The 22,101-nt window shown below is 71.2% G+C and carries 23 protein-coding genes; 14 read left to right on the top strand and 9 right to left on the bottom strand.

Going from position 1 to position 22,101, the window contains the following annotated elements:
* Window positions 1-43: 43 nt before the first annotated feature.
* Together IE140_RS33730 and IE140_RS33725 are read right to left on the bottom strand one after the other, a co-directional pair.
* Window positions 44-682 (bottom strand): HAD family hydrolase, encoded by a 639-nt coding sequence (locus tag IE140_RS33730; protein ID WP_150193503.1) that lies wholly within the window; start codon window positions 680-682, stop codon window positions 44-46.
* Window positions 683-702: 20 nt separating this feature from the next.
* The gene (locus IE140_RS33725) at window positions 703-1,146 is read right to left on the bottom strand and encodes a hypothetical protein (RefSeq protein WP_093445373.1); all 444 of its coding nucleotides are present in this window, start codon (window positions 1,144-1,146) and stop codon (window positions 703-705) included.
* 467 nt (window positions 1,147-1,613) lie between these two features.
* On the opposite strand from IE140_RS33725, the gene IE140_RS33720 reads away from it, so the two are divergent.
* A complete protein-coding gene (locus IE140_RS33720) occupies window positions 1,614-2,759 on the top strand; it encodes a hypothetical protein (protein ID WP_189461005.1) in 1,146 nt (381 codons plus the stop codon).
* A gap of 15 nt (window positions 2,760-2,774) precedes the next feature.
* On the opposite strand, the gene IE140_RS33715 is transcribed toward IE140_RS33720, so the two are convergent.
* From IE140_RS33715 to IE140_RS33705, 3 genes are all read right to left on the bottom strand, one after another.
* Window positions 2,775-3,128, bottom strand: coding sequence for a hypothetical protein (locus IE140_RS33715; RefSeq protein WP_189461003.1), 354 nt, complete (start codon window positions 3,126-3,128; stop codon window positions 2,775-2,777).
* 48 nt (window positions 3,129-3,176) lie between these two features.
* A complete protein-coding gene (locus tag IE140_RS33710; protein WP_189461001.1) occupies window positions 3,177-3,860 on the bottom strand; it encodes a hypothetical protein in 684 nt (227 codons plus the stop codon).
* A gap of 147 nt (window positions 3,861-4,007) precedes the next feature.
* On the bottom strand, window positions 4,008-5,831 hold the full coding sequence (locus IE140_RS33705) for a bifunctional metallophosphatase/5'-nucleotidase (RefSeq protein ID WP_150196998.1): 1,824 nt from the start codon (window positions 5,829-5,831) through the stop codon (window positions 4,008-4,010).
* 240 nt (window positions 5,832-6,071) lie between these two features.
* Here IE140_RS33705 and mshD point away from each other — a divergent pair, with 240 nt between their 5' ends.
* From mshD to pstB, 11 genes are all read left to right on the top strand, one after another.
* On the top strand, window positions 6,072-6,995 hold the full coding sequence (gene mshD / locus IE140_RS33700) for a mycothiol synthase (protein ID WP_150196999.1): 924 nt from the start codon (window positions 6,072-6,074) through the stop codon (window positions 6,993-6,995).
* 97 nt (window positions 6,996-7,092) lie between these two features.
* Window positions 7,093-7,557, top strand: a complete 465-nt coding sequence (locus IE140_RS33695) for a GntR family transcriptional regulator (protein WP_109179176.1) — start codon at window positions 7,093-7,095, stop codon at window positions 7,555-7,557.
* A complete protein-coding gene (locus tag IE140_RS33690) occupies window positions 7,554-8,465 on the top strand; it encodes an ABC transporter ATP-binding protein (protein WP_150197000.1) in 912 nt (303 codons plus the stop codon). The genes IE140_RS33695 and IE140_RS33690 overlap by 4 nt, the downstream gene beginning before the upstream one ends.
* Entirely contained in the window at window positions 8,462-9,463 is a 1,002-nt protein-coding gene (locus IE140_RS33685) for an ABC-2 membrane transporter-related protein (protein WP_150197001.1), read from the top strand. Before IE140_RS33690 ends, IE140_RS33685 begins: the two co-directional genes overlap by 4 nt.
* Before the next feature lie 391 nt (window positions 9,464-9,854).
* Window positions 9,855-12,104: an RNA degradosome polyphosphate kinase gene (locus IE140_RS33680; RefSeq protein WP_109179179.1), complete on the top strand. Its 2,250-nt coding sequence runs from the start codon at window positions 9,855-9,857 to the stop codon at window positions 12,102-12,104.
* Window positions 12,091-13,230, top strand: coding sequence for a CHAD domain-containing protein (locus tag IE140_RS33675; RefSeq protein ID WP_150197002.1), 1,140 nt, complete (start codon window positions 12,091-12,093; stop codon window positions 13,228-13,230). The genes IE140_RS33680 and IE140_RS33675 overlap by 14 nt, the downstream gene beginning before the upstream one ends.
* A complete protein-coding gene (locus tag IE140_RS33670; protein WP_093445254.1) occupies window positions 13,227-13,676 on the top strand; it encodes an NUDIX hydrolase in 450 nt (149 codons plus the stop codon). Before IE140_RS33675 ends, IE140_RS33670 begins: the two co-directional genes overlap by 4 nt.
* Before the next feature lie 198 nt (window positions 13,677-13,874).
* Window positions 13,875-15,011, top strand: a complete 1,137-nt coding sequence (pstS, locus tag IE140_RS33665) for a phosphate ABC transporter substrate-binding protein PstS (protein WP_093445253.1) — start codon at window positions 13,875-13,877, stop codon at window positions 15,009-15,011.
* Between the two features lie 103 nt (window positions 15,012-15,114).
* Window positions 15,115-16,116, top strand: a complete 1,002-nt coding sequence (gene pstC / locus IE140_RS33660) for a phosphate ABC transporter permease subunit PstC (protein ID WP_032766255.1) — start codon at window positions 15,115-15,117, stop codon at window positions 16,114-16,116.
* Window positions 16,113-17,195 carry a phosphate ABC transporter permease PstA gene (gene pstA, locus IE140_RS33655; RefSeq protein WP_189460999.1) on the top strand — a complete coding sequence of 361 codons (1,083 nt, stop codon included), beginning with the start codon at window positions 16,113-16,115 and terminating at the stop codon, window positions 17,193-17,195. The genes pstC and pstA overlap by 4 nt, the downstream gene beginning before the upstream one ends.
* Window positions 17,196-17,235: 40 nt before the next feature.
* A complete protein-coding gene (pstB, locus tag IE140_RS33650) occupies window positions 17,236-18,012 on the top strand; it encodes a phosphate ABC transporter ATP-binding protein PstB (RefSeq protein ID WP_032766252.1) in 777 nt (258 codons plus the stop codon).
* A 132-nt stretch (window positions 18,013-18,144) separates the two neighbouring features.
* On the opposite strand, the gene IE140_RS33645 is transcribed toward pstB, so the two are convergent.
* Window positions 18,145-19,143, bottom strand: a complete 999-nt coding sequence (locus IE140_RS33645) for an inorganic phosphate transporter (RefSeq protein WP_093445251.1) — start codon at window positions 19,141-19,143, stop codon at window positions 18,145-18,147.
* A 5-nt stretch (window positions 19,144-19,148) separates the two neighbouring features.
* Complete coding sequence (locus tag IE140_RS33640; protein ID WP_003968094.1) at window positions 19,149-19,769, bottom strand: DUF47 domain-containing protein; 621 nt, start codon at window positions 19,767-19,769, stop codon at window positions 19,149-19,151.
* Window positions 19,770-19,956: 187 nt separating this feature from the next.
* On the opposite strand from IE140_RS33640, the gene IE140_RS33635 reads away from it, so the two are divergent.
* A complete protein-coding gene (locus tag IE140_RS33635) occupies window positions 19,957-20,367 on the top strand; it encodes a metal-sensitive transcriptional regulator (RefSeq protein WP_093445250.1) in 411 nt (136 codons plus the stop codon).
* A 24-nt stretch (window positions 20,368-20,391) separates the two neighbouring features.
* On the opposite strand, the gene IE140_RS33630 is transcribed toward IE140_RS33635, so the two are convergent.
* Complete coding sequence (locus IE140_RS33630; protein WP_093445249.1) at window positions 20,392-20,595, bottom strand: hypothetical protein; 204 nt, start codon at window positions 20,593-20,595, stop codon at window positions 20,392-20,394.
* A 213-nt stretch (window positions 20,596-20,808) separates the two neighbouring features.
* Window positions 20,809-21,693: an SCO4651 family lipoprotein gene (locus tag IE140_RS33625; protein ID WP_189460997.1), complete on the bottom strand. Its 885-nt coding sequence runs from the start codon at window positions 21,691-21,693 to the stop codon at window positions 20,809-20,811.
* A 112-nt stretch (window positions 21,694-21,805) separates the two neighbouring features.
* Here IE140_RS33625 and IE140_RS33620 point away from each other — a divergent pair, with 112 nt between their 5' ends.
* Entirely contained in the window at window positions 21,806-22,078 is a 273-nt protein-coding gene (locus IE140_RS33620; protein WP_189461013.1) for a hypothetical protein, read from the top strand.
* The last annotated feature ends 23 nt before the right edge of the window (window positions 22,079-22,101 follow it).

Genomic DNA, 22,101 nt, shown 5'->3' with positions numbered 1-22,101 from the left:
CCGATGATCAAAGGTGGGGCCAGCACCCGTACCCCACCTCACCTCACGAGCGGCCGCCCCCGAACCCGTACCCGGTCAGCAGACCCCGTACGTCCGCCAGCGACGCCACGCACGCACGCGCCTGCCTCAGCGCCTCCTCCGTGTGCGTCGTCGTCAGGCCGACGGGGACGCAGCCGGCCGCCACCGCCGCCTGGATGCCCGCGGGCGCGTCCTCCACGACCAGGCACTCCGATGCGGGGACCCCGAGGCGGGACGCTGCCAGGGCGAAGCAGTCCGGGGCGGGCTTCGCGTGGATTACGTCGCTGCCGTAGACCTGTACGGCGGGGAGAGGCAGGCCCGTCGCGGCGAACCCGGCCTCCACGAAGTCCCGGGCGCCGGAGGTCACAATGGCCCACGGGCTGCCGGACAGCGACTCCAGCAGGTCGGGGGCTCCCTCGACCGGCTGGATGTCGCCCATCTCCTGGGCCAGCAGGCGGTCGAGCGCCCTCCGTTCGGCCGCCGGGTCCAGATGCGCGGCCACGTCCCTGACCGTGTCCTCAGGACGCCGCCCGAACGTCAGCTCCCACACTTTCTCCGGGTCCAGGCCCCGCGCCGCCGACCACGCGTCCCAGACCTTGCGGTGCACACCTGCCGAGTCCAGCAGGACCCCGTCCACGTCGAAGAGCACCGCAGAGATTCTCATACGGGCATGCTCGCAGAGGTCTACTTGAGCTTGTACGAGCAGGGCTTGCCCGAGCCTTCCTCGCTCTCCACGACCTTCTTGCCGTCGACGGTGATCGAGCACTGTCCCGCGCCGAGCTTGCCGTCCGGCAGGGTCACATGGCCGGGGGTGAGGATCACCAGGCGGCCCACCTCGCGCTCCGCACCTCGCGCGGCGATGGTGGCCGTCTTCTTCCAGGGCAGGGTGATCTGCTCGAAGTCGGAGTCGTCGAGGGTGTACATGACGGTGCTCGCGCCTGTGCCCTTGACCTCGATCGTCACCTCGTGCGGGGTGCCTTCACCGTTTCCGCCGGATTCCTCGGGCTTCCCGGTGGCCTCCGCGGCCGGGCCTTTCGCCTTGCTGTCCTTCGCGGGCTCCTCCGCGGCGCATCCCGTGATCAGGACCGCGGCCATGGCGAAGCTCGCCCCGATAAGTACCTTGCGCATCATTCCCCCGTGCTGGGCATTTCCGGCGGTACTCGGCCCGCCAAGATTTTCCGAACAACCCTATAAGGCGCATGGATCGCGCCTCGCCAGTCGCTCCATCCGCGAAGCTCCTACCGGGTCGTGCGCCGCCGCGACCCGGTACACCGCCCGTAAAGCGCTCACCGGATCGTGCGCCGCCGCGACGCGGTGAGGCGCGACGCTAACTACTAAAGAACCAAGAGAAAGAACCCAACCCGACCCAACCCGACCTGGCGGGAACCTGACGCGTCCCAGGGCACATGGTCAAGCTCCCGGGGGCTTTCGCGGCTGCATCACTCACACGGGTGACATTTCCCAACTCAGCTCGCTTTTCGGCGGGTTGCCCGGCATATGCTCACGCCAGTACCAACACCCGACATACGTCGGCCCCCGACCGGGACTGCAATCCCAACCGAGGGCCTGGCCAACAAGGAAGACACCACTTCCCGATGGATACCAAGCAGAATACTGCCCTCACCCGCGCCCTGGCGGAGGTTCCCGGACCTCTCCCCACCCGAGGCGTCATCCACATCACCATCCCCCACACCGACCGCTTCACCGTCGTCGGCAACCACCTCGCCCAGCACCCCGACCTCAGCTGCACCGCCGTCGGACTCGCCGTACGCATCCAATCCCTGCCGCAGGGCACCGAGATCAGCATCAAGGCTCTCGCCGCCCGCTGCCGGGAAGGCGAGAAGCGCATCGCCGCCGCCCTCCACGAACTCGAAGCCCACGGCTACCTGCAACGCTTCCTCCACCGACTGCCCGGCAAGAAGGTCGCCACCCGCACGGTGTTCTGCAACCAGCCCGCCGAACTGCTGCGCCCTCGCGGCCAGATGCCCGCACCGGTCCCGATCCCGGTCCCGATCCCGGTTTCGGTCCCGGTCCCGGCACAGCCCCAGGCACGGGCGCAGCCTTCAGCGCAGCCCCCAGCTCATGCGCCGAAATCAGACCCGGCGACCGCCCCGGAGCCGGAGACCGACCCGGACCCGAACCCCGAGCCGGAGCCGGAGCCGAGCCCGGACCCGGAGCCGGGCCCGGAGCCCGAACAGGCGCCTGCACCGCCCCTACCCCCCGGCTCCCTTCCCGTACCGCCCCCGCCGCCTCCCCCGCCCTTCGTACCGCTCGTACCACCCCCGACCGCCCCCAAGCCGCCGCGCCCGCCGCTCCCCCAGCCCAGCGAGCTCACCGCTGAGCTCGACCGCGCCGCCACCGCGCTCCTCAGCGATCTACGCCGCCACGCACCCCAGTTCACCCTCTCCGAGGACGACATCCGTCAACTCGCCCCCGCAGTCGCCACCTGGCTCGAACGCGACGCGCACCCCGACACCATCCGCCGCACGCTCACCGACGACCTGCCCCAACCCCTCCGTCACCCCGTCAAACTCCTCAAGCACCGGCTGACCGCCCTGCTGCCCCCACCGCTCCCCGGAGCACGCGACCTGGTCGTCCCCGCCCGCCCCCGCATCGTCGTCACGCCCTTCCAGACCTGCGACGACTGCGACCGGGCCTTCCGCTCCCCCACCCCCGGCCACTGCCGCGACTGCCGCGAAATCCGCGAGTACCGGGGCGAGGACGTACGCGTCGCCGCCTGATCCGCCGGGCAGCCCTTAGCGCTGCGGCTCCCTCACCCGCCGCCGCATGCGCGCGGCGGGGATCGCGAGGGCCAGCAGGACCGGGACTGCGGCGGCGATGCCGACCCAGAGGACGAGGGCGAGGTAGCCGTAGGCCGCGTTTCTCGTGTCCTGGTCCGCCCGTACGAGGAAGACGACGCTCACCACGAGCGCCACCGCCATGAGGGCCCCCACGACGATCGCGGACCAGGTGAGGATTGCCGCCTTGCAGCGGTAGTCGGCGGTCACCTCCCGGGGCCGGGGCTGCACGAACCCCCAGGGCACACCGGGCGCACCGGACGTGCCAGGCGGGTGGGGGCGGTGCGGGGGCGGCGGCTGCTGGGCGGACATGGGCCCAGTTCTACGCCGCGCCGCCCCGGAACACCACCCCGCCACGGGTCACGTCTTCTGGCCGTCCCAGTTCACCGCGCTGAAGCTGCGCACCAGGGCGACCAGGGCCGCGCCCAGCCGCCAGTCCACCTCCGGAGCGTGCAGATGCAGCTTGTCGCCGCCCGAGCGGAACTCCAGGGGCATCCGGCCGGCCGCCCGCCAACGGATACGCCGAGGGGCACGCGCGGCCCCGCCCTCGTTCCCCGGGACGCTGTCGAACACCGTGATGACGACGAGCACCACCATCAGGGGCAGGCACAGCCACCACACGAACCACCACACGATCCGCCCCTTGTACCCCACCATCTCGGGGCCACCCGGCTGGCTGACGGTCCAGCGGGTCCGCAGGCCACGCCCCCGGAGCGCCTTCTCGCGCACGATCGTGCCGATCAACTCGCCCTGGGGGCCCAGGACCTGGAAGGTGGCGACCCCGCCGTCGGCGGACCGGGTCACCACGGTCGCCACCCGTTCGCGGCGGTGCTCGTCGGACCACAGCACGAACGAGCGAAAACCGGTCTTCCGGGCCGCCAGGTAGGCGGGGACGCCGCCCGGAGGCAGTTCGCGCTCCGGGCGGGCCACCACGCTGTGCGTGCCCGACCCGTCGAAGAAGTCGATGGTGTCCTCGACCGTCGGCGGCGGGGTGAGGCTCCGGACCTTTCGGTGGCCGCTGTTCATCCTCAGTACGTTGCTCACCCGGGGGTTCTCCTTGGTGGGTCCGACAGCCGACCGCCTACAACCGGCTGCCTACTTTAAGGGTCAACAAGCGTCGCCAAGAAGGGCAACAGGAAGGGGCGGCCGGCCCGCAGGCCCGCCGCCCCTCCCCCACACGTCACACCGTGCTTACTGGATGACCGTGATCCGGTCCGTCGCCGGCGGGGCCAGCGGGGCGGTGGCCGTGGAGTGGGCCGCCAGGTAGGCGTTGAACAGGTCCAGGTCGGACGCGCCGACCAGCTTGTTCGTGCCCTGGCCGAGGGCCGGGAAGCCGTCGCCACCGCCCGCGAGGAACTCGTTCATCGCGACCCGGTAGGTGCGCGCCGGGTCGATGGCCTCGCCGTTCAGCTTGATGGTGTCGGCGACCACGCGGTCCGCGCCGCTCTTCGTCAGGTCGAGCGTGTAGGTGAGGCCCCTGGAGACCTGGAGGATCTTCGGGCTGGCCTCGTTCGGTCCGCTGACCTGCTGCTGGAGCGCGGTGACCAGCTGGGCGCCGGTCAGGTCGACGACGTTCATCATGTTGGTGAACGGCTGCACGGTGAACGCCTCGCCGTAGGTGACGACCCCGTCGCCCTCACTGCCGGACGCCTTGTGCACCAGGTCCGCGCGGATACCGCCCGGGTTCATGAACGCGACTTCCGCGCCGCCCTTGTCGGCCGGGGCGAGGCCTTCGAGCTGGGCGTCGGCGATGACGTTGCCGAGCGGCTTCTCGGGAGCCGTGGAGCCGCGGCCGTTGATGTCGGCGCTGATCCAGCCCTGCGGCTTGTTCGCGATCGGCGCCGCGAGCTTGTTCCAGCGGTCGATGAGGCGGGTCATGTCGGGGGCCTTGGGCTGGTCCCGGGTCACGACGTGGTTCGCCGACTTCACCGACGTACGGACGATGTCGTTGGTGCGGCGGTCGTAGGTCAGCGTGGTGTCCGTGTACAGCTTGCCGAACGACGACGCCGAGGTGACCATGCGCGGCTTGCCGGACGGGTCGGGGACCGTGCACACGTACGCCTGGTGGGTGTGGCCCGTGACCAGCGCGTCCACCTTCGGCGTGATGCCCTTGGCGATGTCGACGATGGGGCCGGAGATGCCGTCGCCCGCGCCGGGGCTGTCGCAGTCGTAGTTGTACGAGGTGGAGGCCGGGGCGCCGCCCTCGTGGATCAGCGCCACGATCGACTTGACGCCCTTGCGGTCCAGCTCGCGGGCGTACTTGTTGATCGTCTCGACCTCGTCGTGGAACTTCAGGCCCTTGACGCCGTTGGCCGTGACGATGTCCGGGGTGCCCTCCAGGGTCACTCCGATGAAGCCGATCTTGACGCCCTTCTTCTTCCAGACGGTGTACGGCTTCAGCAGCGGCTTGCCGGTCTTCTCCTTGGTCACGTTGGCCGCGAGGTAGGGGAAGTCCGCTCCCCTGAACTTCTTGCCCTCCTCGTAGCAGCCCTCGACCGGGTGGCAGCCGCCGTTCTGGAGGCGGGCCAGCTCGGTGGCGCCCTCGTCGAACTCGTGGTTGCCGACCGCCGTGACGTCCAGGTCGAGCTTGTTCAGCGCCTCGATCGTCGGCTCGTCGTGGAACAGCCCCGACAGCAGCGGACTCGCGCCGACCATGTCACCGCCGGCCGCCGTGACGGAGTACGGGTTGCCCTTGCGCGCGGTGCGCAGCGAGGTCGCCAGGTACTCGACGCCACCGGCCGGGATCGACTCGACCGTGCCGTCGGGGTGCGTCTTCGAGACGTTCCCCGCCGAACCGGCCGGCGGCTCCAGGTTGCCGTGCAGGTCGTTGAACGACAGCAACTGAACGTCGACGGTACGGGGCTTGTGGCCGTGCCCGTGTCCGCCGCCGTGCCCGTGGCCCCGGTCATGGGCCCCGGCCGGCATCGCGGCGACGAGCGCGCCCACGGTGACCAGACCGGCCGCGGCGGCGAGCACCCGCCGGGAAGCGCGGTTCTTCTGTGGAGTCGCTGACATCGGTCCCCTTGTGTGTCAGTTCAGTGGTCTCAGTACTGCGTCCTGCGAGCCGCAGCCTAGAGTCAACGCGCGTAGCGCAACAGGTGTTCGGGGTTACGGACTGGTTGCCATCCGGCCACATGGCTCCATATGGCTCCTTTGCGTGCCGCAGAGGGCCGAACTCCCCGCCGCAGGCGCCCGTCCGCGTACCCGCCCCGCCGCGCGCCCCACCGGGCTCGCCCTCGCCGTACGCTCGGAGGCATGACGACTGACGCACCCCTCCCCGCCCCCGGACGCGAGATTCAGGCCCTCGACGCACTCGGCCCCGCACAGGCCGAGGTCGTCCTCGCGCTGCTCGCCGAGGCGGCCGCGTCTGACAGCCGACAGGCGGTCTCCGAGCAGGGCAGGCTCCGGATCCGGGGCGGACACCGCGACGGCGTACGGCACTTCCTGCTCACCGTCGACGGCGTACTCGCCGGATACGCCCAGCTGGAGGACACCGACCCGGTCGAGGCCCCGGCCGCCGAGCTGGTCGTCCACCCCGACCGGCGCGGCAGCGGACACGGCCGGGCGCTCGGGGCCGCCCTCCTCGCCGCGACCGGCAAGCGGCTGCGGGTCTGGGCGCACGGCGGCACCTCCGCGGCCCGCCACCTGGCCCAGGTGCTCGGCCTCTCCCTCTTCCGCGAACTGCGCCAGCTGCGGCGGAGCCTGATCCCGCTCGACCTCGCCGAGCCGGTGCTGCCCGAGGGCGTCACCGTACGGACCTTCGAGCCGGGTCGGGACGACGCCGCCTGGCTCGCCGTGAACCGCGCCGCTTTCGCTCACCACCCCGAGCAGGGGTCGCTGACCCAGCAGGACCTGGACGACCGCAAGGCGGAGCCCTGGTTCGACCCGAAGGGCTTCTTCCTGGCCGAGCGGGACGGGGAGATCGTCGGCTTCCACTGGACGAAGGTGCACGCCGAGGAGCAGGTCGGCGAGGTGTACGTCGTCGGGGTCCTGCCCGAGGCCCAGGGCGGCGGCCTCGGCAAGGCGCTGACCTCCATCGGCCTGCACCACCTCGCCGCCCAGGCGCTGCCCACCGCGATGCTCTACGTGGACGCGGACAACACGGCGGCCGTGACGGTGTACGAGCGCATCGGCTTCACCACCCACGAGGTGGACCTGATGTACCGCACCGAGTCCTGAACCCTCCGTCAGACCTGTTCGGGGCGGCGTCACTTGACGCCGCCCCTTCTTTGCACCACCCTTTCACTACTCAATTAGTGAAAGGGTGGTTCTGCGCATGGCAGCAGAATCCGCAGCGATCGAGTTCCGTATCGACCGGCGGAGCGGCGTCGCCACCTACCTCCAGATCGTCCAGCAGACGAAGCAGGCCCTGCGCCTGGGCGTGCTCGAACCGGGCGACCGGCTGCCGGCCGCCCGCGAGGTCGTGGAAGCCACCGCGATCAACCCGAACACCGTCCTCAAGGCCTACCGGGAGCTGGAGCGCGAAGGCCTCGTCGAGGCCCGCCGGGGGCTCGGCACCTTCGTCCGCCGGACGCTGGGCGGCGCGCCCGACGCGACCGCCGCCGACGCGCCCCTGCGCACGGAACTCGCCGACTGGGCCCGCCGGGCCCGAGCGGCCGGACTGGAGAAGGACGACGTCGGCGCGCTCTTCACCGCCGTACTGGACAGCACGTACAGCACGAATGGCACGAACGGCACGGATTCCGTGGGCCGTTCACACGAGGGGGACCAGGAACGATGACCGGCGTCGCGATCGAGGCACACGGCCTCGGAAAGACCTACGGGCGCAGGGGCGGCGGCCACCGCGCCCTGCACGACTGCTCGTTCCGGCTGCCCACCGGACGCGTCTGCGCCCTCGTCGGCCCCAACGGCGCCGGCAAGTCGACCCTGTTGAACCTGGCGGCCGGCCTGGACCGCCCCGGCGCCGGCTCCCTCGCCGTCCTGGGCTCCACCGATCCCGCCGCCGTCCGCGACCGGATCGCCTACGTGGCCCAGGACAAGCCGCTGTACCCACAGCTCACCGTCGCGGACACGCTGTGGGCCGGGGCCGAGCTGAACCCCGGGCGGTGGGACCGCGCCACCGCGGACCGGATCGCCGGAACGCTGCCGCGCACCGCCCGCGTCCGGGCGCTCTCCGGCGGGCAGCGCACCCGGCTCGCGCTGGCCCTCGCGCTCGGCAAGCGGCCCGAACTGATGCTGCTGGACGAGCCGATGGCCGACCTCGACCCTCTCGCCCGGCACGAGCTGATGGGCGTGCTGATGGCGGAGACCGCCGAGCACGGCACCACGATCGTGATGTCCTCGCACATCCTCACCGAGCTGGAGGGCGCCTGCGACTACCTCCTGTTCGTCGACGGCGGACGCGTCCGGCTCGGCGGCGAGGCCGAGGACATCGTCTCCGCCCACGTCCTGCTCACCGGCCAGGCCCGCGACCTGGCCCCGCACACCGTCGTCGAGTCCCGCACGACGGGGCGTCAGCTCACCGCGCTCGTCAGGAAGGAGGGCCCCGTGGACACCGCCACCTGGGCCGTCACCCAGCCCACCCTGGAGGAACTGCTGCTCGCCCACCTCCGCTCCCCGGAGGCTCCGCCGCTGCTGACGCCGAGCGCTGCGGCGGCCGGGACGCGGGCGGAGGCGGTGTCGGCATGAGCACCCTCACCCGCCCGAAGACCGAGGCCGTCGCCACTACGCCCGGCACCCTGCGGGGGTCTGTACGGGTGGTGCTTCGGGTGCACCGCAAGGCCCTGTGGGCGGGTGCCGCCCTGCTGGTCCTGGGCATCGGCATCGTCGTCGCGCTCCGTGTCTGGATGGCCTCCGCGAAGGAGCTGTGCGCGGACGGCGACATCACCCCGTGCGGCGGCTCCGTCTACCAGCCCAGCTACGCCCGTACGTCCACCGAGGTCTTCCTGGGCGACGGCGGCACGGTGCTGCTCCTGCTGGCCGGGCTCATCGGCGTCTTCGTCGCCGGACCGCTGATCGCCCGTGAACTGGAGAGCGGCACCTTCCGGCTGGCCTGGGCGCAGTCGGTCTCCCCCGCCCACTGGCTCGCCGCCCGGCTGGCCGTGCCCGCCGCGCTCGCGGTCGTCGGGCTGACGGTCCTGATCGGCGTCTACCGCTGGGGGCTCCGGGCGCTCCGCGGATACCCGTACTCCCACCTGACCCACTGGAACGCATCCGGCGTCTTCCCCGGCACCGGTCCCGCCCTTCTCGGCTTCGCGCTGCTGGCCGTGGCGGTGGGCGCGCTGTGCGCGGTGCTCGTCCGCCGCACGCTGCTGTCCATGTCCCTCACCGGGCTCGTCCTCGGGACGGTCGCCCTCGGTCTGGGCAAGAGGCGTTACGAACTGTGGCCGCACGTCCTCCGTCAGGGCGAAGGCCCCCTGACGCTCAGCGGCGGCGACTGGCATCTGGATTCCGGCATGCTCACGGCGTCGGGCCGGAAGCTGTACTGGCAGGACTGCTTCGGCACCGACATGGCGGGGAGCGCCGAGGCCTGTATGCGCGCCCGGGGCGGGGTCCTCCACTTCACCGAGGTGCACCCCTCCTCCCACTACTGGCCCCTCCAGCTCGTCGAGACCGGCATCCTCCTCGCCCTCGCCGCCCTCGCCGTGTTCGCCGCCTTCCGGGTCCTGCGCCGCCTCCACGGCTGAGCGGGAACTCCGGCGAGACCCGTCGTCCGGGCCCCACGAGGGGGGGGCCCGGACGACGAGCACGTACACCGGCCCGGCGCACACCCCGACGGACACGTACACGTACACCGGCCCGGCGCACACCCCTCCGCGTCGAACACGTAGAGTGACCGCGAGGCCCACCCGCAGGCACACCGCTTCCTGTACGTCATGTCGCCGTTACCGGCCATTCAGACGCCCTTGCGACCCTCACGGGATGCAGCCAGCTGTGCCCGCCCCCCGCCGCAACGGGAGAGCCAGGGGAAACGCCGCTCAAGGCTCCCCCGGCCGTGACCCCGGGTTTCCGGGTGCTTCCGCGATCTTTCCGGGCTCCGACGCGCCTGAGGAGCGTTCCGCGCGGAACAATAGGTCCATGAGCCAGCAGCCCAGCTCCGAGGTCCCCGTCCAGCCCACCGCCCAGCCGTCGGTCGGCTCGCTCGCCGCGCACCGGCCGCACGCCACCCCGGCGTCCAACGGGGTCAGCTTCTCCACCGCCGCCGACCTGGATCCCGACCTCGACGCCGACGCGGACGCCTACGAGCCCGACCGGGACGGCGACGAGCTGCCCCAGGGGCGCTTCCTGGACCGCGAGCGCAGCTGGCTCGCGTTCAACGAACGGGTCCTGGAGCTGGCCGAGGACCCGGCCACGCCCATCCTGGAGCGGGCCAACTTCCTCGCCATCTTCGCCTCGAACCTGGACGAGTTCTTCATGGTCCGGGTGGCCGGCCTCAAGCGCCGCATCGCCACCGGCGTCGCCACCCGCTCCGCCTCCGGCCTCCAGCCCCGCGAGGTCCTGGACCTGATCTGGACCCGCTCGCGGGAGCTCATGGCCCGGCACGCCGCCTGCTTCCAGCAGGACATCGCCCCGGACCTCTCCGACGAGGGCATCCAGCTGATCCGCTGGCCGGACCTGACCGAGAAGGAGCAGGCCCGCCTGTTCACCTTCTTCCGGCAGCGCGTCTTCCCGGTCCTGACCCCGCTGGCCGTCGACCCCGCACACCCCTTCCCGTACATCTCCGGGCTCTCCCTCAACCTCGCCGTCGTCGTCCGCAACCCGGTCAGCGGCCACCGCCACTTCGCCCGGGTCAAGGTCCCGCCGCTGCTGACCCGCTTCCTGGAGGCCTCGCCCCAGCGGTACGTGCCCATCGAGGACGTCATCGCGGCGCACCTGGAGGAGCTGTTCCCGGGGATGGAGGTGCTGGCGCACCACATGTTCCGGGTCACCAGGAACGAGGACCTGGAGGTCGAGGAGGACGACGCGGAGAACCTGCTCCAGGCACTGGAGAAGGAGCTCATGCGCCGCCGCTTCGGCCCGCCGGTGCGTCTTGAGGTCGAGGAGTCCATCGACCCGTACGTGCTGGACCTGCTGGTCCGCGAGCTGAAGGTGTCCGACGCGGAGGTCTACCCGCTGCCCGGCCCGCTCGACCTGACCGGGCTGTTCGCGATCGCCTCGCTGGACCGGCCCGAGCTGAAGTACCCGAAGTTCGTCGCGGGCACCCACCGGGACCTGGCCGAGGTGGAGTCCGCCTCCGCGCCCGACATCTTCGCCGCCCTGCGCGAGCGGGACGTGCTGCTCCACCACCCGTACGACTCGTTCTCCACCTCCGTCCAGGCGTTCCTGGAGCAGGCGGCGGGCGACCCGGACGTGCTGGCCATCAAGCAGACGTTGTACCGGACCTCCGGCGACTCCCCGATAGTGGACGCCCTGATCGACGCCGCCGAATCCGGCAAGCAGGTCCTCGTCCTCGTCGAGATCAAGGCCCGCTTCGACGAGCAGGCCAACATCAAGTGGGCCCGCAAGCTGGAGGAGGCGGGCTGCCATGTCGTCTACGGCCTCGTCGGGCTGAAGACCCACTGCAAGCTCTCCCTCGTCGTCCGCCAGGAGGGCGACACCCTGCGCCGCTACTCCCACGTCGGCACCGGCAACTACCACCCGAAGACGGCCCGGCTGTACGAGGACCTCGGCCTGCTCACGGCGGACCCGCAGGTCGGGGCGGACCTCTCCGACCTGTTCAACCGGCTCTCCGGCTACTCGCGCCGCGAGACCTACCGCCGCCTGCTGGTCGCCCCGAAGTCCCTGCGCGACGGGCTGATCGCCCGGATCAACAAGGAGATCGCCCACCACCGGGCCGGCCGCCCCGCCTACGTCCGGTTCAAGGTCAACTCGATGGTCGACGAAGCGATCATCGACGCCTGCTACCGGGCGGCCCAGGCGGGCGTCCCCGTCGACATCTGGGTGCGCGGGATCTGCGCGATCCGCCCCGGGGTCGCCGGGCTCTCCGAGAACATCCGGGTCCGCTCCATACTCGGCCGCTTCCTCGAACACTCCCGGATCTTCGCCTTCGGCAACGGCGGCGAGCCCGAGGTGTGGTTCGGCAGCGCCGACATGATGCACCGCAACCTCGACCGCCGGATCGAAGCCCTGGTCCGGGTCACCGACCCCGCCCACCGCGCCGCACTCAGCCGACTCCTGGAGACCGGTATGGCCGACACCACCTCCTCCTGGCACCTGGGCCCCGACGGGAACTGGACCCGGCACGCCACGGACGCGGACGGCCAGCCGCTGCGGCACGTCCAGGAAATGCTCATCGACGCCCGGAGGCGCAGGCGTGCGACGCCCTGACCAGCAGACGACGACCCGGCCGACCACGGGTCCCGCCCCGGGGACCGGCACCGGCACGGACGCCGACGCCACGGTGGGCCCGCCGCCGGGCAAGGCCGAAGAGCAGGACCGCCACCCCACCGGGACCGGGCCCACCGCCGAAGGCCACCCCGCCGGGGACCTGACCACGGAGGCGGTCCTCGCGCCCTACCTCCGGGGGCAGGCCGCCGACTTCCTGCGCAGCCTGCGCCTGCACCACGAGCACAGCGCCCCCGCCGAGTCCGGCGGCCACGACGCCGCGGCCGCCACCCGCGCACTGCGCCGCGCGGCCCGCCGGATCAGCGGCTCCCTGCACACCTTCCGGGCCGCCCTCGACCCGCACTGGGCCGACCAGCTCCGCGCCGAGCTGGCCTGGCTCTCCGGCGTACTCGCCCGCGAACACGCCTACGCGAACCGGCTCACCCGGCTCGTCGAGGCCCTGCACCAGCTCTCCGGCCCCGCCCTCCCCGCCGCCCGGGGGGCCAGGGCCGCCGGGGAAGCCGCCGCGTCCGACGCCCAGGGCCGCGCCGCCCTCGGGGTCGGGGCCGCGCGCGCCGGGGCGCTGCTCGAACGCCGCCTCACCCTCGCCCGGACCCGGTCGCACTCCGCGGCCCTCCAGGCGCTCGGCTCCTCCCGGTTCCACGCGGTCGCCGACGCCGTCGCGCTCCTGGCCTCCGACGTACCGCTGGCCCCCGGCACCACGGGCCGCACCGCCGAGGCCCTGCTGGAGCCCGCCGAACGCGCCGAGCAACGCCTCCTCACCGCGGTGGCCGCCCTCCCGCCCGCCGACTCCGAGCCGTACAACGAGGCGCAGGACGCGGCGTGGCACCAGGCCCGGCTGCTGCTGCGGCTCCACCGGTACGCCCACGAGGTCGTCCTCGGCGCCGCCGCCCCGTCCCTCGCCTCCTGCGGGCACGCCCTGGATCTGCACCGGGACGCGGTGGAGGCGGCCGCGGCGGCGGCAGCGGCGGCCCGCACCCCCCGGATCGCCCCGGCCACGGCGTACGCGCTGGGCGTGCTCCACGCGGACCAGCGCCACGAGGTGGAGGCGGCGCGGGCGGTGTTCCGCGAGACCTGGCCGTACGCCACGGCCCTGACGGCGCCATGAGCGGCGACCCGCACGGCCCCGCGAACGAGGACCCCCGCGGCCCCGTGATCCGCGCCGCGGGATGCGTGCTGTGGCGCCGCGCCCCGGGCAGCGGCGGCGTGGAGGTCTGCCTGGTCCACCGCCCCCGCTACGACGACTGGTCCTTCCCCAAGGGCAAGCTGAAGCGCGGCGAGGACCCGCGCGCCGCCGCCGTACGGGAAGTGCTGGAAGAGACCGGGCACCACTGCGCCCTCGGCGAGCCGCTGCCGGCCTCCCGCTATCCGGTGGACGGCCGGCCCAAGGAGGTCGCGTACTGGGCGGCCGAGGCGACGGGCGGCTCGTTCACCGCCAACGACGAGGTCGACCGCATCCTGTGGCTGGCCCCCGACGCCGCCCGCGCCCGGCTCACCCAGCCCCGCGACGTCCGGCAGCTGACCGCGTTCCTGGACGTCCTGCCCGCGTCCTGAACCGCACTCCGGACCGGCCCCGCACCCGCCTGCCCGACACGGTTCACCTGCCGTTCACTCTCCCCCGTCGGCGGCTTCACCTGTTCTGCCTAATTTCGGACGTACAAGGTGCGCGGCGGCAAGCCACAGCACCCCTCCTCATCGCACGCCGTCGTAGAACGAGACAACCACGGCGGCTCCTGGAAGGAACACCCGAAAGTGAAGCTTCAGCGCAAGAACCGGCTTCGTGCCACCGCGCTCGGTGCCCTCGCCGTCTCCGGCGCCCTGGTCCTCACGGCGTGCGGTTCGGACGACAACACGGGCGGCGGCACGGCCGGCACCGGCGAGAAGACGACCGCCGCGTCGGACGTCGACTGCGGCAAGGCCAAGGGCCAGCTGCGCGCTTCCGGCTCCAGTGCTCAGAAGAACGCCATGGACCTCTGGGTCAAGAACTACATGGCCGCCTGCTCCGGTGTGGAGATCAACTACAACTCGTCCTCCTCCGGTGAGGGCATCGTCGCCTTCAACCAGGGCACCGTCGGCTTCGCCGGCTCCGACTCGGCGCTGAAGCCCGAAGAGGTCGCCGACTCCAAGAAGATGTGCAAGACCGGCCAGGGCATCAACCTGCCGATGGTCGGCGGCCCGGTCGCGATCGGCTTCAAGCTGGAGGGTGTCGACAAGCTCACGCTGGACGCCCCGACCCTCGCGAAGATCTTCGACAGCAAGATCAAGAAGTGGAACGACCCGGCGATCGCCAAGCTGAACGACGGCGTCGACCTGCCGGACAAGGCGATCCAGGCCTTCCACCGCTCCGAGGACTCCGGCACCACGCAGAACCTCGGCAAGTACCTCGGCGCCGCGGCTCCGGACGACTGGAAGTACGAGGCCGAGAAGAAGTGGCCGGCCCCCGGTGGCCAGGCCGCGTCCGGCTCGTCCGGCGTCGCCGCCCAGGTGAAGCAGGTCGACGGCGCGATCGGCTACTTCGAGCTCTCCTACGCCAAGTCGCAGTCCATCCCGACCGTGGACATCAACACCGGTGGCGCCGCCCCGGTCCAGGCCACCTCGGAGAACGCCTCCAAGGCCATCGCCGCCGCCAAGGTCAAGGGCACCGGCAAGGACCTGGCGCTCGACCTCGACTACACCACCAAGGCCGAGGGCGCCTACCCGCTGGTCCTGGTGACGTACGAGGTCGTCTGCGACAGCGGCAACAAGCCCGAGACGCTCGACACCGTCAAGTCCTTCCTCTCCTACGCCGCCTCCGACGACGGCCAGAAGATCCTGACCGACGCCGGCTACGCCCCGATCCCGGCCGAGATCAACGCCAAGGTCCGCGAGACCATCGGCTCCCTCTCGTAACACCCCGGGGCGGCCGGGTCCCCACCCGGACCCGGCCGCCCCGGCCCATCCGGTGCACCGCCGCCAGGGGAGCCACGGCTCCCCCACACAGACCGGAAAGACCATGGCTTCCACCACACCCATAGACATGCCACCGGCCCCGCCGGCCCCGCCCGAACGGGCCGGGCGCCCCAAGTCCACCGGGCAGCTGGGCGACAAGATCTTCCTGGGCCTCTCCCGCGGCTCGGGCATCCTGCTGCTCGTGATCATGGCGTCGATCGCCGTGTTCCTCACCTACCGCTCGGTGCTCGCCATCTCGAAGGACGAGGGCAACTTCCTCACCACCTTCGACTGGAACCCGGCCGGGGACCCCCCGGTCTTCGGCATCGCGGTCCTGCTCTTCGGCACGGTCGTCAGCTCGATCATCGCGATGCTCATCGCGGTTCCGATCGCTGTCGGCATCGCCCTGTTCATCTCGCACTACGCGCCGCGCAAGCTGGCCGCCCCGATCGCGTACGTGGTCGACCTGCTGGCCGCCGTGCCCAGCATCGTCTACGGCATCTGGGGCGCCCTCGTCCTCGTGCCGTACCTGGAGGGCCTCAACCTCTGGCTCGACCAGTTCTTCGGCTGGACGTACATCTTCGAGAAGACCGAGGTCGGCGTCGCCCGCTCGCTCTTCACCGTCGGCATCCTGCTCGCGATCATGATCCTGCCGATCGTGACCAGCGTCAGCCGCGAGGTCTTCCTCCAGGTCCCGAAGATGAACGAGGAGGCCGCGCTCGCGCTCGGCGCCACCCGCTGGGAGGTCATCCGCCTCTCCGTGCTGCCCTTCGGCCGCTCCGGCATCATCTCCGCCTCGATGCTGGGCCTCGGCCGCGCGCTCGGCGAGACGATGGCCGTCGCCACGGTCCTCTCCCCGAACTTCCTCATCTCGCTGCACCTGCTCAACCCGGGCGGCGGCACGTTCGCCCAGAACATCGCGGCCAAGTTCGGCGAGGCCGACGCGTTCGGGCGGGACGCCCTGATCGCCTCCGGTCTCGTCCTCTTCGTCCTCACCCTGCTGGTCAACGGCGCGGCCCGGCTCATCATCGCCCGCCGCAAGGAGTACTCGGGGGCCAACGCATGAGCCACGCACCCACCGGCGTCATGGAACGCCCGTCGCCCGCCCCGCCCTCCCCGAAGAGCAGCCTCGGCAGCCGCTCCCTGCCCCGCCTCGCGCCGCTCGGCTTCGCCGTCGTCTCGGTCGCGCTCGGCGTCGGCCTCTCGCTGGCCGCCGGCTGGGAGAGCCGCATCCAGTGGGGCCTGATCTCGGCCCTGTTCTTCCTGGCCATCTCCTACGTCGCCACGACGGTCGTGGAGAACCAGCGCCAGGCCAAGGACCGCCTCGCCACCAGCGTGATGTGGGTCTGCTTCCTGGTCGCCGTCGTCCCGCTCGCCTCGCTGCTCTGGACGACGATCGTCCGCGGCGCCGAGCGCCTCGACGGCTACTTCCTCACCCACTCGATGGCCGGTGTGCTCGGCTCCGAGGCCAGCGGCGGCGTCTACCACGCGCTGGTCGGCACCCTGGAGCAGGTCGGCATCGCCACGGTGATCTCCGCCCCGCTCGGCCTGCTGACCGCCGTCTACCTCGTCGAGTACGGCAAGGGCGCGCTGGCCAAGGCCGTCACGTTCTTCGTCGACGTGATGACGGGCATCCCGTCCATCGTGGCCGGTCTCTTCATCCTGTCGATCATGCTGATGTTCAGCCTGGAGCCCTCCGGCCTGATGGGCGCGCTCGCCCTGACGATCCTGATGGTCCCCGTCGTGGTCCGCTCCACCGAGGAGATGCTCAAGCTCGTCCCCAACGAGCTGCGCGAGGCCTCCCTCGCCCTCGGCGTCCCGAAGTGGCGCACCATCCTGAAGGTGGTCCTGCCGACCGCGATCGGCGGCATCACCACGGGCGTCATGCTCGCCATCGCCCGTATCGCCGGTGAGACGGCCCCGATCATCCTGCTGGTCTTCGGCAGCCAGCTGATCAACACGAACCCCTTCGAAGGCGCCCAGTCCTCGCTGCCGTTCTACATCTACGAGCAGTACAAGATCGGCGAGGCCGCGTCCTACGACCGCGCCTGGGCAGCGGCCCTGGTGCTGATCGCCTTCGTCATGATCCTCAACCTCGTGGCCCGCGGCATCGCCCGCTGGAAGGCCCCGAAGACCGGTCGCTGACGCGGCCATCAGCGACCTCCCGAAAGAAGCAGTGATTCCCATGGCCAAGCGCATCGACATCAGCGGCCTCACCGCCTACTACGGCAGCCACAAGGCCATCGAGGACATCTCGATGACCGTGGAGCCCCGCTCCGTGACGGCCTTCATCGGCCCGTCCGGCTGCGGCAAGTCCACCTTCCTGCGCACCCTCAACCGGATGCACGAGGTCACCCCCGGCGGCCGCGTCGAGGGCAAGGTGCTGCTGGACGACGAGAACCTCTACGCCTCCAACGTCGACCCGGTCACCGTGCGCCGCACCGTCGGCATGGTCTTCCAGCGCCCCAACCCCTTCCCCACCATGTCGATCTTCGACAACGTGGCGGCGGGCCTCCGGCTGAACGGCAGCTACCGCAAGAGCGAGCTGAACGACATCGTCGAGAAGTCCCTGCGCGGCGCGAACCTCTGGAACGAGGTCAAGGACCGGCTCAACAAGCCCGGCTCCGGCCTCTCCGGCGGCCAGCAGCAGCGTCTGTGCATCGCCCGCGCCATCGCGGTCGAGCCGCAGGTCCTGCTGATGGACGAGCCCTGCTCGGCGCTCGACCCGATCTCGACCCTCGCCATCGAGGACCTGATCGGCGAGCTGAAGGAGCGCTTCACGATCGTCATCGTGACGCACAACATGCAGCAGGCGGCCCGTGTCTCGGACCGCACCGCGTTCTTCAACCTCGCGGCGGTCGGCAAGCCCGGCCGGCTCATCGAGATCGACGAGACGGAGCGGATCTTCTCCAACCCGTCGGTCCAGGCCACGGAGGACTACATCTCCGGCCGCTTCGGCTGAGCCTCCCCGGCTCCCCGCCCCCGATACGGCCTTGCGGTGCTGCATGGCGGTGCCACCACAAGGCGAAAGGGTCCGCCCCCGTACTCGTACGAGTACGGGGGCGGACCCACACGTGTAACCGACCGGAGCCGCTCAGCCGAAGAGCAGCAGGACGGCCCCATAGCTCAGCGCGGCGACCAGGGCCGCGGCGGGCATGGTGATGAACCAGCCCAGGATGATGTTCTTCGCGACGCCCCAGCGCACGGCGTTCACCCGCTTGGTCGCGCCGACACCCATGATCGCGGAAGTGATGACGTGGGTGGTCGAGATCGGCGCGTGGAAGAGGAACGCCGAACCGAACATGATCGAGGCGCCGGTGGTCTCCGCCGCGAAGCCCTGCGGCGGGTCCAGCTCGATGATCTTGCGGCCGAGGGTACGCATGATGCGCCAGCCACCCGCGTACGTACCCAGCGAGAGCATCACCGCACAGGCGATCTTGACCCAGACCGGGATCTCGTCGTTCGGGCCCTCGATGTCGGCGATGACCAGGGCCATCACCACGATGCCCATCGTCTTCTGCGCGTCCTGGAGGCCGTGGCCGAGCGCCATGCCCGCCGCCGAGACCGTCTGCGCGATCCGGAAGCCGCGCTTGGCCTTGTGCGGGTTGGCGTTCCGGAAGATCCACATGATGCCGACCATCACCAGGTAGCCGGCGATCAGGCCGACGAACGGTGAGATGAACATCGGGATGACGACCTTCTCCAGCACCCCCGACCAGATGACGTCCGTGCCACCGGCCAGCGCCGCCCCGACCATGCCGCCGAACAGGGCGTGCGAGGACGAGGAGGGGAGGCCGAAGTACCAGGTGATCAGGTTCCAGATGATCGCGCCGACGAGCGCCGCGAACAGGATCCCCATCCCCTTCTGCCCGACGGGCGTGGCGATGAGGCCCTCGCTGACGGTCTTGGCGACCCCCTGGCCCAGGAAGGCGCCGGCCAGGTTCATCACCGCCGCCATCGCCAGAGCCGCACGCGGGGTCAGCGCCCGGGTGGAGACCGAGGTGGCGATGGCGTTCGCGGAGTCGTGGAAGCCGTTCGTATACGTGAAGCCGAGCGCGACGCCGATGGTCACGATCAGCGCAAAGGTGTCCACGAGGTTCAGGACTCCTTGACCGCGATGGTCTCCACGGTGTTCGCGACGTGCTCGAACGCGTCAGCCGCCTCTTCCAGCACGTCCACGATCTGCTTGAGCTTCAGCACCTCCATGGCGTCGTACTTGCCGTTGAAGAGGTGGGCCAGCAGCTTGCGGTGGATCTGGTCGGCCTGGTTCTCCAGACGGTTGACCTCGATCCAGTACTCGGTGAGGTTGTCCATCGTCCGCAGCCCCGGCATGGCCTCGGCGGTCAGCTCCGCCGCCCGGGCCAGCACCTCGATCTGCTGCTCGACGCCCTTGGGGAGCTCCTGGACCTGGTAGAGGACGACCAGGTCGACGGCCTCCTCCATGAAGTCCATGATGTCGTCGAGCGAGGACGCCAGGTTGTAGATGTCCTCGCGGTCGAAGGGCGTGATGAAGGAGGAGTTCAGCTGGTGGAAGATCGCGTGGGTCGCGTCGTCCCCCGCGTGCTCCGCTGCCCGCATACGCTCCGCGATCTCGACTCGGGAGGCAGAATCCGCCCCGAGCAGTTCCATCAGGAGCTTCGAGCCCGTGACAATGTTGTCCGCGGAGGCGGAGAACATGTCGTAGAAGCTCGTCTCCCTGGGGGTCAGACGAAAGCGCACGTGGGGTCCTCGGGATGCTTTGGATTCGGTCAGGCTGATGCTAGGCGCATCATCCGGCCACGGCTAACCGGCGTTCTTCAGTGTCGCCCATCGAACGGGGCGATCGACACGGACCCCCGGTCACGTTTCGGCGGGATTCGTTACGATATACCCGGCAGGGGTATATCAGGACAACGGGAGGACGCAGATGACCACGACCGGAACCGGGGCCGGGGCCGGAATCACGGGGGCGGAAGCGACGGGCGCGGCTGACGTGGCCGCACCGGGCACGGGGGCGACCGCACCTGTGGACATCGTCACGGACCACGACCGCGGCATCCACGGCTACCACCACCAGAAGGACGAGCACCTCAAACGCCTGCGCCGGATCGAGGGCCAGATCCGCGGCCTTCAGCGCATGGTCGACGAGGACGTCTACTGCATCGACATACTCACTCAGGTATCGGCGTCCACGAAGGCCCTGCAGTCCTTCGCCCTCCAGCTGCTGGAGGAGCACCTGCGCCACTGCGTGGCCGACGCCGCGGTCAAGGGCGGCGAGGAGATCGACGCGAAGGTCGAGGAGGCCACGAAGGCGATCGCCCGGCTGCTGCGCACGTGATGCGCGGCAGCGCGGGCGTCGGCGTCACCCCCGGCGGGCGGCCTGCCGGGGGACCGTCGTCCAGGACTCCGCACCCCGGACGTCGAGCACTTCGTCGATACGGTCGGGACTGAGGCGCTCCTCGCCCGCGGCCGACGCGGCGATCATCAGCTCGCCGCACAGCTCGATCTCGGCGAGGGCCACACAGTCCTGAGCGTTCGGCGCGCTGAGCGTCACCACGTGCGTCACCTCTCTCTGCCGTCCTCCCGGCCGTCACCGGCCTCTGGCAACACCGACATCCCAGCCTAGGGAGCGCGATACGTGCCGCGCATGGCACGGACGGACCATTTTGAGCCCCCTCCCAACCGGTCCCACCCCCGGCCCGTCCCGGTAACCCGCGCCTCCCCCACCCCGCCCGGCCCCCCGTTCTCTCCGGTTCTCTCCGGTGAGATCCCGCACCCCTCAGCCCTGCCGGATCTCGCCGGTGTAGATGGCGTCCTCGTCCGGCAGCGTCACCGTGACCGGCAGCCCGAACCCGTACAGCAGCAGCGTCGAGACCACCGACACCTCCGGGCCCCGGGCGTCGGAGGAGAAGGTGAAACGGTGCCGGACCTTCCGCAGCCGGCCGTCCTCGTCGAGGTAGGCGTCGAAGGGCACGGCGTCCTTGCTGAACCCTTTCGCCGCCGCGCTCAGCGCCCCGCGCGACTGCGGCGAGGCGGCCCGGGCGGCCCGGCCCAGGTCGGCGACACCCCGGTAGCGATGGACGGTCACTCCGGCCAGCTCGGTCTTCCCCGAGTACGTCACATCGGCCGCGCCGCGCAGCAGTTCGGCCGCCGCCATCGGGTCGGTGACCCCGCCGGTGACGAGGTTGCCGTCCTTCAGCCCGGTCGTGTCGATCCTGACCCACTTGTCGTCGGGCACCCCGGCGCCGCGGTTCTTCATGTACAGCGCGCCGGGGGCCAGCAGCTCGGTGATCGGCCGGTGGCCGCCCGCACCCGCGGCGTCCTTGCCGGCGGCGTCCTTGGGCAGCACCACGCGGAGCCGCCCCATCTGCTTGCGGAAGTCGTACGCCCCCTGCCCCCGGATCGTCACCCGCGTACCGCCGGCCGCCGTCTCCATCGACGTACGGGTCTCCGCACCGCCCGCCTCGACGAGGACGTCCGCCGCCTGCCCGAGCAGATCGAGCGGCCGGTCGGCGGCGGCCACGGCACGCTGCCCGGACCCGTCGCCCGCACCACCGCCCCCGTCCCCGCCGAAGCACCCGGCGGTGACCGCGATCACCCCGGCCGCGGCGAGGGCGCGGACAGCGCGGGCCCCGCCTCCGTCTCCGTACTGCTGCACCACCATCGCCTGCCAACCCCCAACGACTACCGCCCGGCCGAGCCCTGACCCGCTCCGCATAACGACCGCCGCCGTCCCCCGTCACGCCACGGGGCGCCGCGGCCAGTACCGTGGATGAGTGCATGAGGATTCCCCCGCCGCGGCTCGCACCACCGCCGCGCCGCGCACCCCCGCCCGGACCGCCCCCGCCCCAGCGGAATCGCTGTCCGTATCGCTGTCCGCATCCCTGCCGGAGGCTCCCCCTCCGGACCAGCCCGCCGGGCACAGCGCCACGACGATCGAACGAGGCTCGTTCTGCCTGGCCCGCTGCAGCTGCGGCTGGTCCGGCCCGGCACGCAGATCCCGGGACCGGGCCCGCACGGACGCCGCCGAACACCTCGCCGCGCCCTGATCCCGTGGGGCCGCGCCGCCCCA

This window comes from Streptomyces parvus (genome assembly GCF_014648875.1).
GTDB lineage: Bacteria > Actinomycetota > Actinomycetes > Streptomycetales > Streptomycetaceae > Streptomyces > Streptomyces parvus.
This window is presented reverse-complemented; position numbering and strand designations above follow the sequence as displayed.

Excerpts from the sequence above, each read along its gene's own strand:
- IE140_RS33695 (WP_109179176.1), top strand. The coding sequence starts at position 7,093 with ATGGCAGCAGAATCCGCAGCGATCGAGTTCCGTATCGACCGGCGGAGC.
- IE140_RS33685 (WP_150197001.1), top strand. The coding sequence starts at position 8,462 with ATGAGCACCCTCACCCGCCCGAAGACCGAGGCCGTCGCCACTACGCCC.
- IE140_RS33705 (WP_150196998.1), bottom strand. The coding sequence starts at position 5,831 with ATGTCAGCGACTCCACAGAAGAACCGCGCTTCCCGGCGGGTGCTCGCC.
- pstB (WP_032766252.1), top strand. The coding sequence starts at position 17,236 with ATGGCCAAGCGCATCGACATCAGCGGCCTCACCGCCTACTACGGCAGC.
- IE140_RS33730 (WP_150193503.1), bottom strand. The coding sequence starts at position 682 with ATGAGAATCTCTGCGGTGCTCTTCGACGTGGACGGGGTCCTGCTGGAC.
- IE140_RS33625 (WP_189460997.1), bottom strand. The coding sequence starts at position 21,693 with ATGGTGGTGCAGCAGTACGGAGACGGAGGCGGGGCCCGCGCTGTCCGC.
- IE140_RS33725 (WP_093445373.1), bottom strand. The coding sequence starts at position 1,146 with ATGCGCAAGGTACTTATCGGGGCGAGCTTCGCCATGGCCGCGGTCCTG.
- IE140_RS33690 (WP_150197000.1), top strand. The coding sequence starts at position 7,554 with ATGACCGGCGTCGCGATCGAGGCACACGGCCTCGGAAAGACCTACGGG.
- pstA (WP_189460999.1), top strand. The coding sequence starts at position 16,113 with ATGAGCCACGCACCCACCGGCGTCATGGAACGCCCGTCGCCCGCCCCG.
- IE140_RS33715 (WP_189461003.1), bottom strand. The coding sequence starts at position 3,128 with ATGTCCGCCCAGCAGCCGCCGCCCCCGCACCGCCCCCACCCGCCTGGC.
- pstC (WP_032766255.1), top strand. The coding sequence starts at position 15,115 with ATGGCTTCCACCACACCCATAGACATGCCACCGGCCCCGCCGGCCCCG.
- IE140_RS33635 (WP_093445250.1), top strand. The coding sequence starts at position 19,957 with ATGACCACGACCGGAACCGGGGCCGGGGCCGGAATCACGGGGGCGGAA.
- mshD (WP_150196999.1), top strand. The coding sequence starts at position 6,072 with ATGACGACTGACGCACCCCTCCCCGCCCCCGGACGCGAGATTCAGGCC.
- IE140_RS33720 (WP_189461005.1), top strand. The coding sequence starts at position 1,614 with ATGGATACCAAGCAGAATACTGCCCTCACCCGCGCCCTGGCGGAGGTT.
- IE140_RS33680 (WP_109179179.1), top strand. The coding sequence starts at position 9,855 with ATGAGCCAGCAGCCCAGCTCCGAGGTCCCCGTCCAGCCCACCGCCCAG.
- IE140_RS33670 (WP_093445254.1), top strand. The coding sequence starts at position 13,227 with ATGAGCGGCGACCCGCACGGCCCCGCGAACGAGGACCCCCGCGGCCCC.